The sequence below is a fragment of the Mucilaginibacter sp. P4_E8 genome, from assembly GCF_056401495.1.
On the sequence record NZ_JBFUJG010000145.1, the window covers coordinates 1 to 11298 of the forward strand.

The window sequence follows — 11298 nt, forward strand, 5'->3', positions numbered from 1 at the left end:
CAGCAAAGATACCCACTTTGATAATCCGCAAATAAGGGGCCGGATATGGAATTTTCACCCTTAATTAACCCCATAAACTGACTAATTTCCTTAAATTGTTTACGATGATTCGAGATGCACCCATGCAGGCGCGCAATTGTATGCCCTAATGAGACCGAACGGTAAAAACAAAATAGAGCAACTACTTTTCTGCCTTTATTGATTTAATTATCAGTAAAACACCTTCAAGGTGTTCAAAGGAATGCACAGGTTTCGCACAATAGTTTAAATGGTATAGTTAGTGATAACATCGAAGATCATAAGCTGAATTATGACACTCGTACCGTTTCCATGTCTGCAAGTTCGATTGTAAGATTGACCGAGCGCGGGCCTTTGGGCCGTGTACAGTGACGAACGTTAGCGGCAACAGTGATCATCTGACCTTTACAGATCTCTATAGTACCGGTTTCCAGATCAAGGAGCATGGTGCCTTCCAGTACTATAAACGTCTCGTCAGAATTAGGATGGTAATGCCAGTAAAAGTCTTCGGTCATGATGCTTATCCTAACTACATGGTCGTTAACATTTGTAAGGGCGTGATTGGCATACTTATCAGAAATAGTCTGATGGTATTCGTTTAAATCAATCAGTTTAGAAGGTAAAATGTTCATATCGTATTCGTATCCCATAAAAATAGCTAACATTAATTAGGATAATGATCGTTCTCCTAATTTTCTTTTTCTACTTAATGATCGCTATAAAAATCACCGCAATAACCCGATGGCGCGCAATATGTTAAAAATCAGGTTAGGTTTAACCGGGTTCTTTTGTTTAAATGTTGAGATGATAACACGGCCATATGCTGAAAACAATACAAGGGGCTTTACGTTAAGAAATACATTACCTATGCACAACTTCACCAAAACTCAACAATAACAACCCTACGAAGTTGTTGTATTCTATAACTTCATGATTCTTGCCATTTGCGGCATTTATATCCGCGTGGCTTGAAGTAGTTTTAATTTGATGTTTATAGTTACGCTTTTCGTGGTAATACCAATTGGCATTATATGAGCGTGTTTGCATCTTTTAATATTAAATTAACCAAAAACAATACCATCATGAAAGCATTAGTATACCACGGTCCTGGAAAAAAATCCTGGGAAGAGAAACCCCGTCCCTTAATCATTGTAGCCACAGATGCTATTGTAAAAATACTCAAGACCACAATTTGTGGGACAGACCTCCATATTATGAAAGGCGATGTTCCTGAAGTTACAGATGGCAGGATCATAGGCCATGAAGGAGTGGGCGTTATAGAAGAAGTTGGGGATGCGGTAAGTAATTTCAAAAAGGGAGATCATGTGCTGATTTCCTGTATTACTTCGTGTGGTAAATGCGCATATTGTAAGAAAAGCATGTATTCACACTGCGAAGATGGTGGTTGGATACTTGGTCATCTGATAGATGGTACACAAGCGGAATATGTGAGGATACCACACGCTGATAATAGCCTGTACCCGGTTCCGGATGGTGCTGACGAAGAGGCTTTGGTTATGCTTAGTGATATTTTACCAACTGGTTTTGAATGCGGCGTTTTAAACGGTCAGGTGAAACCAGGCGATACGATAGCTATTGTAGGATCGGGGCCAATTGGTATAGCCGCATTATTAACCGCTCAATTTTATTCTCCGGCCGAAATTATTATGATTGACCCGGACGAAAATCGTCTGCAGGTTGCAAAAAAATTCGGAGCGACTCATATAATTAACAACACAAGTGACGATGTCATAAAACAGATCCTGAGTATTACTGGCGGTAAAGGGGTTGATACAGCAATTGAGGCTGTGGGGATTCCGGAAACATTTGAACTGTGCCAGGAGATTATTGCACCGGGAGGTTATATTGCCAATATTGGTGTTCATGGAAAAAGCGTCAGCCTTCATCTCGAAACGCTATGGTCAAAAAACATAACCATTACTACGCGGTTGGTTGATACAGTTTCGACCCCAATGCTGTTAAAAACGGTTATATCCAATAAACTAAAACCAAGCCAGTTGATTACACATCATTTTAAATTGGATGAGATAATAGAGGCCTATGATACATTTGAACATGCTGCTAAAGAAAAAGCACTAAAGGTAATCATGACTAATACAAACTAACACTCTGTTCGCTCAATAACCACCAGCCTGAAAGACGATTTTAAAACCTGGTCAAATTTGACTGGGTTTTTTGATTGAAATGGTGCGATAATAATACCGGCTATAGGCTGAATGTCATGTACGGATCACATTTTTGCTTTATATATCTACCCGTTGTATTTTTACGTATTCTCTATTATGATCAAGAAATTTACAGGCTTGTTAGCCTTATTACTAACTACCGGTTTTGCGGTATTTGCCCTGCCTCATAGCAGGGTTGTAAAACCTTTGTCCAAAACAGACACAGCCACTTTTGCGACGGGCTGTTTTTGGTGTACCGAAGCGAAGTTTAAACAATTGAAAGGTGTTAAAACGGTCGTGTCCGGTTTTTCTGGCGGAACTGTAGCTAATCCCACCTATAAACAAGTTTGCACCGAAACCACAGGTCATGCCGAAGCCTGTAATATCATTTATGATCCGGCGCAGATTTCCTATGATGAATTGATCGAAGCGTTTTTTGTAGCACATGACCCAACCCAACTAAACAGGCAAGGGAATGATGTTGGTACACAGTACCGGTCAGCGATATTTTACCACAACACGGCTCAAAAACAAAAAGCAGAATATTATATTGCCAAGCTGAATGCCGAGAAAGCTTATAAAAGCAAGATCGTTACCGAGGTAACGCCATATAAGGTATTTTATAAAGCAGAGGATTACCACCAAAACTATTTTGCGCAAAATGGCAGCCAGCCCTATTGTAAGTACGTGATACAGCCTGAGCTGGAAAAGTTTAAAAAGGTATTTAAAGACAAACTCAAAAAATGAGAACAGCCATCATTTTATCCTGGATCTTGACCATATCGACTTTTACTGCTTATTCACAACAGCTTAAAGCTAATAATGAACATAAAAATAATCCCTACTATTCTAATACAGATACCCGGCATTTGAATGTATCAAACGCCGAATGGGAAAAGATACTGCCACCAGCTTTATATGCCACCTCAAGGGAGCAGGCTACTGAACAAGCTTTTACAGGTAAATTTTGGAATAGTACAGCGAAAGGAACCTATTATTGTGCGGTTTGCGGCAACAAACTGTTCCGGTCGGATGCCAAATTTGCCAGTGATTGCGGCTGGCCAAGCTTTTTTGAGCCGATTCGGAAAAACAGTGTGATTTACCGTGCTGATAATTCTTATGGGATGCAGCGGATGGAGGTGATCTGCGCACGTTGCGACTCCCATTTAGGGCATATCTTTGATGATGGCCCTCCGCCAACACATAAGCGATTTTGCATGAATTCCGTTTCTTTGGATTTTGAGCCCGATGGGTTTGCTAAATAATGCTTATCTGGTAATGATCGCGTTCCGCACAAACCGATAACTTATTCAGTTATCGGTTTTTTTTATGCGTTAGAATAARTAAGAACCCGAACAATTACCCGGCTGATTTGTACTATGAATAGACGCCTAAATAAAGAATACTATGACACGTACAATAAGCCAAAGCATTAAAAAAGATAACGGTACCACAAGAAACATTATCATTGAGCCTGTAATGACGCAATCAGCAAATGATAAATTGGATCTTACCGGCATTTATACGCTTTATAAAGATACTGATAAGCAAAAAATGGACCTTTTGGAAATTCAGGAAATAGCCCCGGAAATTGGCGAAAGCAAACCATTGTTGGATGATAAAAACAATCCCGATTTTCTTGGCCAGATAATATTTAAAAATGACGGATCTGAGTGGCAGTATATAAAAGGATCACTATCAATAAATGAACTGGAACAGATCGTTTCATTTATACAAAACACCCATAGCCAAAATTAAATTATTGTTTCAGTTATCCGCTTCAATAAATTTATTTCAAAACCTCACCTCACTGTTGACATAGGGTTGTCATTAGCCATAGGTTTCTTTGTTCTGTAATCACTAAAACAAATAAAACCATGGAAACAAATGCAATTCATCAGCAAGTAAACGCTCAGGTTGAGCAGATCATTTCGTCCGAAGCTTTATTAGAACACTGGCAAGGCCACCGCCGTTTAACCAGGAAAACGATTGAAGCCTTTCCCGAAGATAAAATATTCAACTATTCAATAGGAGGGATGCGGCCTATGGCAGACCTGGCCTTAGAAATAATGGATCTCAGTAAAGATGGCATTGATGGTATTGTTACCGGCGAATGGAAACCGGTTGCAGAACTTGATCATGCTATAGAAAAAGTAAAATTCAAGTCTAAAATAGAGCTTTTGGAACTGTGGGATCAGATAACAGTACAAATTAACCAGGTATGGCATCAGATTCCGCAACAACGTTTTCATGAAGTTGATCTGGCCTTCGGAGCCTATGAAGGGAAAATCATCGATCTGCTGCTTTACTTTATTGATAACGAAATCCATCACCGTGCCCAAGGTTACGTTTACCTCCGGTCGCTTGGTATTGAACCACCTGCATTTTGGAACAGGTGGTAAGCTTGGCTCTACATCTTACTCAAATGATTTCAGACACAAATGCAGGGCTTTACAAAGGGTTTCCTGCATTTGTGTTTTATAAAGATGAAGGGATTTATTTTCCCTAATTTTGGCGCTTAACTAAACAGCAAATCAAATAAATTGTACTCAAAAGACCAGGCATCACAAATCAGACAGGCTTTTTGGACCGCATTCGGACAATACATAGCGCCGCAATTATCGGCCGATGGCTTAAAAACCAACTGGATAAATTATAAAACCGGCATCAAGCATTTAAACTTTAAAATGCAGGCCGATAATCGTTCGGCATATATAGCTATTGAAATATCGCATCCCGATGCCGGGATGCAGGAACTTATATATGAACAGTTCAAGGAACTAAAGACTCTACTACATACTTATCTTAACGAAGAATGGGAATGGCAGCTTCACGTAACCGACGAAAACCGTAAAACTGTAAGTCATATTATTAAAATTTTGCCTGCCACCAGTATCTTTAACCGCGACGACTGGCCTGCACTTATCTCGTTTTTTAAACCCCGTATTATTGCCCTTGATGAGTTTTGGAGCGTAGCCCAATATAGTTTTGAATTGTTTAAGTAAATCTGCACACGTCTATGCATTTTATTAGTTTTGACTAAATGAAAACTTTAGGACTAATAGGTGGTATCAGCTGGGTTTCAACTACAGAATACTACAGACATATAAACGAAGGCATCAACCTAAAATTAGGCGGCCTCAACTTTGCGCAATGCATTATTCACTCCTTTAATTATGCCGACATTGTGCATAATAATGAGACCAATAACTGGAAGTCGACATTGAACATGATTACCAATGCCAGTTTAAATTTAAAACAAAGCGGAGCCGACGCCATTTTGCTTTGCGCCAATACCATGCACAAAATAGCCGATGAACTGGAGCAAAACATTCAGCTGCCTGTTATAAACATAGCTACCGAAACCGCCCGCGAAATTGAATGCAAAGGTCTTAAGACAGTCGGATTGCTGGGTACAAAATTTACCATGGAGTTGGATTTTTTCAAAGATAAGCTGACGCAGCATGGCATTAAAACCCTTATCCCGGGTGATGAAGACCGGGCCTTTATACACCATACCATTGCCGACGAATTGGGTAAAGGCATATTCAAACCCGAAACCAAAGAGCGCTATCTGTCAATTATTGATCAGCTTATAGCCGCCGGGGCCGAGGGGGTAATATTGGGCTGTACAGAAATTCCCTTGCTCATCAGCAGCCATGATACCCCGGGTACATTGTTTGACACTATGCTCATTCATTCCAATGCGGCAGTTAAATTTGCTTTGGGTAACTAAAATATACGCATAAGGACACATCTTCTACATATCGTCTCAATTAATCGTCGAATTGACGCTTTTTGTGAAACCCTGTCCGTTTTAAAAAAGAAAATACAAATATTTACAGTGCTTAATTTACTATATTGTATTAACCACTTATAAAACACATGAAAAGGTTTTCATTAATTGCCGGCATGGTAATCACCGGTCTTTTTGCCCGGGCACAGGCTACCAAAGCACCGGCTTATCCGCTTATTACACACAATCCTTATTTCAGTATCTGGTCGTTTTCTGACGAACTTAATGAGTCGACCACCCGGCATTGGACAGGTAAAGATCAATCATTATTAGGTTTAATAAAGGTAGATGATGTTGTTTACCGCTTTATGGGTAAGGAATCTGCTGAGTATAAAACCGTATTGGCCGCTGCTAACGAAAAACCTTACACCTGTAAGTACACTGAAGCAGAACCGGCCAAAGAATGGGCAACTGCACAATTTGATGACAGTAGCTGGAAAACCGGCACAGCTCCGTTTAGTGATGACAAATCAGCGGCTAAAATATTGTGGACAAGCAAGAATATCTGGGTACGGAGAGCTTTCACCATCAACAACCTCGACTTTAATAAACTTTCACTGAAACTGCACCATGACGATGATGTAGAGGTTTACCTTAACGGCGAGAAAATAGCTGAACAAAGTGGTGCAAATGGCGATCTGCAGTATTTTCCACTTAATGCTGATGCAGTAAGTAAATTAAAAAAGGGCGAAAACATACTGGCTTTACATTGTACCAATACCGGCGGTGGCGCATGGCTTGATGCTGGCCTTGCCGATGAGTTAAAATCCACTGAACATGCAGCATTAGAAACAGCGAAGCAAACAGGCGTGACTTTGAATGCTACCCAAACCATCTATAATTTTAAATGTGGTAAAGCTGATCTGCAGCTTACTTTTACTTCGCCATTGCTCATGAATGATCTGAATATCTTATCGAGGCCTGTATCTTATGTCAGTTATAAGGTTAAATCAAATGATGACAAAGCGCACAATGTAAAGGTTTATTTCAGCGCATCAACCGATGTAGCCAGGAATACACCGCAGCAAGCCATAACTACACAGCAATATGTTACCAATACACTGTCTATTTTAAAGGCAGGCACTGTTGAGCAACCTGTTCTGCAAAAGAAAGGTGATGACCTGCGTATTGACTGGGGGTATATGTACGTAGCTGTACCCAAAACGGCTAAGGCCTTACAATATGTAAGCACCGGCAAGGAAGCAGTTAATTCTTTTTTTAGTGGCGATAGCAAATCGACCGCCAAAGAGGGGAGCAATTTGGTTTTAAATACCGTGATACCTTTTGGGATGGTAGGTAAAACCGCTGTCGAAAAGTTTGTGGAGCTGGGTTATGATGATATTACCCCGGTGCAATATTTCCATACCAATTTAAAACCCTGGTGGCAAACAGCACAAATCAAAACCATTGAACAGGTATTGGCTAAGGCTGCTTTGGAGTATCCGGTGGTGTTGAAAAAATGCGCGATATTTAATACCTCTATATATAAGGACGCTAAAAATGCAGGCGGCGAAGATTATGCAAAGCTTTGTATACTTGCTTATCGCCAGAGTATTTCTGCCCATGCACTGGTAAAAAGTCCGAAAGGAGAGACATTGTTCTTGTCAAAAGAAAACTTCAGCAATGGATCTATCAATACAGTTGATGTTACTTATCCATCGGCCCCCTTATTCCTGATCTATAATCCTAAGTTGATGGAAGGAATGCTTAACGGTATTTTCTACTTTAGCGAAAGCGGCAAATTTGCACATGACTTCGCTGCGCATGACCTGGGTACTTACCCTTTGGCTAATGGTCAAACTTATGGAGAAGGTATGCCTGTTGAAGAATCGGGCAATATGTTGGCATTAACAGCCGCTATAGTCAGAGCGAATGGCAATAACCCGGAGTATGCCAGAAAACACTGGAAAATATTAACTGCCTGGACTAATTATTTGGCGAAGGAAGGATTAGATCCGGCTAACCAGCTATGTACAGATGATTTTGCGGGTCACCTGGCGCGCAATGCCAACTTATCGGCAAAGGCCATTGTTGGGATTGGCTGTTACGCTCATTTAGCCGATTTGCTTGGCCAAAAGGATGTTGTTGCAAAGTACAGGGCCATGGCTAAAGAAATGGTTGCCAAATGGATGCAAATGGYCGATGCCGGCGATCATTATTCTTTAGTGTTTGATAAAAAAGATACCTGGAGCCAGAAGTATAATATAGTTTGGGATAAAATATTGGGATTAAACCTGTTCCCGCAATCTGTTTATGACCGTGAGGTTAAGTTTTATCTCACCAAACAAAATGAATATGGTTTGCCTCTGGATAGTCGTAAAACCTATACAAAATCTGACTGGATCATCTGGACAGCTACCTTAGCTAACAAAAGGGCTGATTTTGAAGCTTTGGCCAACCCGGTTTATAAATACGCTATCGAAACACCGACCCATGTACCTTTAAGTGACTGGCACGAAACCACTAATGGCAAACAGGTAGGTTTCCAGGCACGCAGTGTGGTAGGAGGGTACTTTATAAAACTACTACAGCAAAAATGGGCCAGTAAGTAGAGTATTAGAGTCAAGAGCTTAGAGCCAAGAGACAAGAAATAAAACAAAAACCCGCGTCATTGCGAGGTACGAAGCAATCTCTATGCTATACAGAGCCGATCTGCACAGCTGGGGATTGCTTTGTACCCTACAATGACGTTTTTATGATATGGCATCCTGGTTCTTGATTCTTATCTCCTGATTCTTTTTGGAAGCTCCAAAAATTGCATACTTTTATTGTTCAATGGAAACCAAAAACAATAAGAAAGTCATCAGGGCCTGGGCTATGTTTGATTGGGCCAATTCGGCTTATAACCTGGTCATCACTTCCACCATTTTTCCGGCCTATTATGTGGCCATTACGGCAAACGCTAAAAATGGCGATAGAGTTATGTTTTTTGGCAAAAGCTTTATTAATACTGCACTATCTAACTACGCCCTTGCCGCTGCCTACATGATCATGGTTTTGCTTTTACCCATACTGTCGTCCATTGCCGACTATAGGGGTAATAAAAAAATATTCATGCAGTTTTTTACCTGGTTGGGTTCCATGTCATGCTGTGGTCTGTTCTTTTTCGGGGCCGATAACCTCGAGTTTGGTATCATGTGTTTTGCCCTTGCTGCTATTGGTTATAGTGGTGGTTTTGTTTTTTATAATTCTTACCTGCCTGAAATTGCCACCCTTGATATGCAGGATAAGGTAAGCGCTAAAGGTTTTACCTATGGTTATATTGGCAGTGTTATTTTGCAGGTTATATGTTTGGTTTTTGTGCTTTCGCCTAAAACCTTTGGCTTAACCAATGGCAAGGCGGCCCAACTATCCTTTTTACTGGTGGGTATTTGGTGGATAGCATTTGCCTATATACCATTTTTTGTATTGCCAAAGGGCAGTCCCAATGCGCAAACCCATCGCCATAATATTATAAAAGGAGGCTTTATTGAACTGGCTAATGTTTGGGCAAAGGTTAAAACCATGCCCTTATTAAAAAAGTTCCTACCTGCATTTTTCTTTTACTCCATGGGGGTGCAAACCATTATGCTGGTTGCCGCCGGTTTCGGGGCCAAAGTATTAAAAATGGAAACCAGTGGCCTGATCGAGATCATCCTCATTATACAATTAGTAGCTATCGGCGGCGCTACATTAATGTCGCGTTTATCGGCTATTTATGGTAATGTAAAAGTTTTGCTGATGGTAGTTGTCATTTGGATAGGGGCATGTATAGCAGCTTATTTTATAACCACTATTCCGCAGTTTTATATGCTGGCCATTGTGGTTGGGTTAATTATGGGTGGTATACAGTCGCTTTCAAGATCAACTTATTCTAAGTACTTACCCGAAAACATTCCGGATACTGCATCGTTCTTTAGCTTTTATGATGTAACCGAAAAGCTGGCTATAGTAGGGGGCATGTTCAGTTTTGCATTTATCGAAGAGTTAACAGGTAGTATGCGTAATTCTGCATTGGCATTATGCGGTTTCTTTATAATAGGATTGGTATTATTGCTTTCTTTGTTATCGGCAGAAAAAAAGATTAAGAAAAATATGGAATTTAGCGCCGTGTAATTTTGTGTAAGAGATGAAGATAGAGTTATTTGTCCCCTGTTTTATTGACCAATTATTTCCTGATACTGCTTTTAATACCGTGAAGGTGCTGGAAAAGGCAGGCTGTAAAGTTAGTTTTAACCCAAACCAAACCTGCTGCGGTCAGCCGGCCTTTAACGCTGGTTTTTGGGACGATGCCAAAGCCGTTGGCAGTAAATTCCTGAATGATTTTTCGGACGATAGCGTAATCGTAACTCCATCGGCTTCCTGTACCGGTATGGTTAAAAATTATTATAATGACCTGTTTACCAATACAGCCGTGCACAACAAGTGCCGAAACATACAGGGCAATATCTATGAACTGTCTGATTTTTTGGTGAACATCCTGCAGTTTGATTATTTCGGTGCCGAACTGGACGGCAAGGCTGTTTACCATGATAGCTGCGCAGCCTTGCGTGAATGTAAAATAAAGAACGAACCCCGTCAGTTGCTCTCTAAAGTGCTCGGCCTTGAATTGTTGGAGCTAAAAGATAGCGAAACCTGCTGCGGATTTGGTGGCACCTTTGCTGTTAAGTTTGATGGTATCTCCACCGCCATGGCCCAGCAAAAAGTTGATAACGCGCTGGCAGTAGGAGCAGAATACATTATATCAACGGATGCATCATGCCTGCTGCACCTGCAAAGTTATATCGATAAAAACAACCTGCCTATTAAAACAATGCACCTTGCCGATGTGCTGGCATTGGGGTGGGGGAATGTGTGATTTTTGATTTCGGAATTGAGATGTTTGATTTCGGATTGATCGTTATAAAAATTTATGGATATAATTATTGAAGGGGAACGAATTACAACAATAGATGATTTTCACCTGGAGATTAAAAAAAAATTAGGATTTCCGGAATACTATGGTGAAAACTTGAATGCTCTTTGGGACTGTCTTACAAGCTCGATTGACCTCCCCGTTACATTAATCTGGAGGAATTTTGATATTAGTAAAGCAAACCTGGGAAATGAATTTAATAACATTATTGATCTTTTTTCGTCGGCAGAAAAGGAAATCAATGGCTTTAGTATAAGATACGAAAATACTCCATCCATTTAAGCGTGAACGCTTGAATGACTCACTACCGCAAGCGTCCTGTTTGCAGTTTTTTTGCGTAATGAATATCTTAAAATAGCTGCATAATTACCACAAACGGAACGCTTGCGGAAGCAGCAACACGC

At 40.5% G+C, this 11298-nt stretch carries 13 protein-coding genes; 11 read left to right on the forward strand and 2 right to left on the reverse strand.

The features are described 5' to 3' along the window. Positions 1-308 precede the first annotated feature (308 nt). Positions 309-668: a cupin domain-containing protein gene (locus tag AC1DRQ_RS26245; RefSeq protein ID WP_477428288.1), complete on the reverse strand. Its 360-nt coding sequence runs from the start codon at positions 666-668 to the stop codon at positions 309-311. Positions 669-879: 211 nt separating this feature from the next. After that, positions 880-1065, reverse strand: coding sequence for a hypothetical protein (locus tag AC1DRQ_RS26250; protein ID WP_477428290.1), 186 nt, complete (start codon positions 1063-1065; stop codon positions 880-882). A 35-nt stretch (positions 1066-1100) separates the two neighbouring features. Here AC1DRQ_RS26250 and AC1DRQ_RS26255 point away from each other — a divergent pair, with 35 nt between their 5' ends. The 11 genes from AC1DRQ_RS26255 (at position 1101) to AC1DRQ_RS26305 (ending at position 11176) form a co-directional block, all read left to right on the forward strand. Then, positions 1101-2144 (forward strand): zinc-dependent alcohol dehydrogenase family protein, encoded by a 1044-nt coding sequence (locus AC1DRQ_RS26255; RefSeq protein ID WP_477428292.1) that lies wholly within the window; start codon positions 1101-1103, stop codon positions 2142-2144. 177 nt (positions 2145-2321) lie between these two features. Then, positions 2322-2951 (forward strand): peptide-methionine (S)-S-oxide reductase MsrA, encoded by a 630-nt coding sequence (gene msrA, locus AC1DRQ_RS26260; RefSeq protein ID WP_477428294.1) that lies wholly within the window; start codon positions 2322-2324, stop codon positions 2949-2951. After that, on the forward strand, positions 2948-3469 hold the full coding sequence (msrB, locus tag AC1DRQ_RS26265; protein ID WP_477428296.1) for a peptide-methionine (R)-S-oxide reductase MsrB: 522 nt from the start codon (positions 2948-2950) through the stop codon (positions 3467-3469). Before msrA ends, msrB begins: the two co-directional genes overlap by 4 nt. 142 nt (positions 3470-3611) lie before the next feature. After that, a complete protein-coding gene (locus tag AC1DRQ_RS26270) occupies positions 3612-3962 on the forward strand; it encodes a hypothetical protein (RefSeq protein ID WP_429392804.1) in 351 nt (116 codons plus the stop codon). A gap of 119 nt (positions 3963-4081) precedes the next feature. Next, positions 4082-4606, forward strand: coding sequence for a DinB family protein (locus tag AC1DRQ_RS26275; RefSeq protein ID WP_477428299.1), 525 nt, complete (start codon positions 4082-4084; stop codon positions 4604-4606). A gap of 141 nt (positions 4607-4747) precedes the next feature. Further along, a complete protein-coding gene (locus tag AC1DRQ_RS26280; protein ID WP_477428301.1) occupies positions 4748-5209 on the forward strand; it encodes a DUF4268 domain-containing protein in 462 nt (153 codons plus the stop codon). Positions 5210-5247: 38 nt separating this feature from the next. Then, on the forward strand, positions 5248-5940 hold the full coding sequence (locus AC1DRQ_RS26285; protein ID WP_477428303.1) for an aspartate/glutamate racemase family protein: 693 nt from the start codon (positions 5248-5250) through the stop codon (positions 5938-5940). 149 nt (positions 5941-6089) lie between these two features. Next, positions 6090-8552: a glutaminase family protein gene (locus AC1DRQ_RS26290; protein ID WP_477428305.1), complete on the forward strand. Its 2463-nt coding sequence runs from the start codon at positions 6090-6092 to the stop codon at positions 8550-8552. Between the two features lie 223 nt (positions 8553-8775). Further along, the gene (locus tag AC1DRQ_RS26295) at positions 8776-10095 is read left to right on the forward strand and encodes an MFS transporter (RefSeq protein ID WP_477428307.1); all 1320 of its coding nucleotides are present in this window, start codon (positions 8776-8778) and stop codon (positions 10093-10095) included. A 13-nt stretch (positions 10096-10108) separates the two neighbouring features. Further along, positions 10109-10837, forward strand: a complete 729-nt coding sequence (locus tag AC1DRQ_RS26300) for a (Fe-S)-binding protein (protein WP_429392792.1) — start codon at positions 10109-10111, stop codon at positions 10835-10837. 54 nt (positions 10838-10891) lie between these two features. Further along, positions 10892-11176, forward strand: coding sequence for a barstar family protein (locus AC1DRQ_RS26305; RefSeq protein WP_477428310.1), 285 nt, complete (start codon positions 10892-10894; stop codon positions 11174-11176). Positions 11177-11298: the final 122 nt, after the last annotated feature.

Coding starts and splice junctions, on each gene's coding strand:
- AC1DRQ_RS26245 (WP_477428288.1), bottom strand. CDS start 668: ATGGGATACGAATACGATATGAACATTTTACCTTCTAAACTGATTGAT.
- AC1DRQ_RS26250 (WP_477428290.1), bottom strand. CDS start 1,065: ATGCAAACACGCTCATATAATGCCAATTGGTATTACCACGAAAAGCGT.
- AC1DRQ_RS26255 (WP_477428292.1), top strand. CDS start 1,101: ATGAAAGCATTAGTATACCACGGTCCTGGAAAAAAATCCTGGGAAGAG.
- msrA (WP_477428294.1), top strand. CDS start 2,322: ATGATCAAGAAATTTACAGGCTTGTTAGCCTTATTACTAACTACCGGT.
- msrB (WP_477428296.1), top strand. CDS start 2,948: ATGAGAACAGCCATCATTTTATCCTGGATCTTGACCATATCGACTTTT.
- AC1DRQ_RS26270 (WP_429392804.1), top strand. CDS start 3,612: ATGACACGTACAATAAGCCAAAGCATTAAAAAAGATAACGGTACCACA.
- AC1DRQ_RS26275 (WP_477428299.1), top strand. CDS start 4,082: ATGGAAACAAATGCAATTCATCAGCAAGTAAACGCTCAGGTTGAGCAG.
- AC1DRQ_RS26285 (WP_477428303.1), top strand. CDS start 5,248: ATGAAAACTTTAGGACTAATAGGTGGTATCAGCTGGGTTTCAACTACA.
- AC1DRQ_RS26295 (WP_477428307.1), top strand. CDS start 8,776: ATGGAAACCAAAAACAATAAGAAAGTCATCAGGGCCTGGGCTATGTTT.
- AC1DRQ_RS26300 (WP_429392792.1), top strand. CDS start 10,109: ATGAAGATAGAGTTATTTGTCCCCTGTTTTATTGACCAATTATTTCCT.
- AC1DRQ_RS26305 (WP_477428310.1), top strand. CDS start 10,892: ATGGATATAATTATTGAAGGGGAACGAATTACAACAATAGATGATTTT.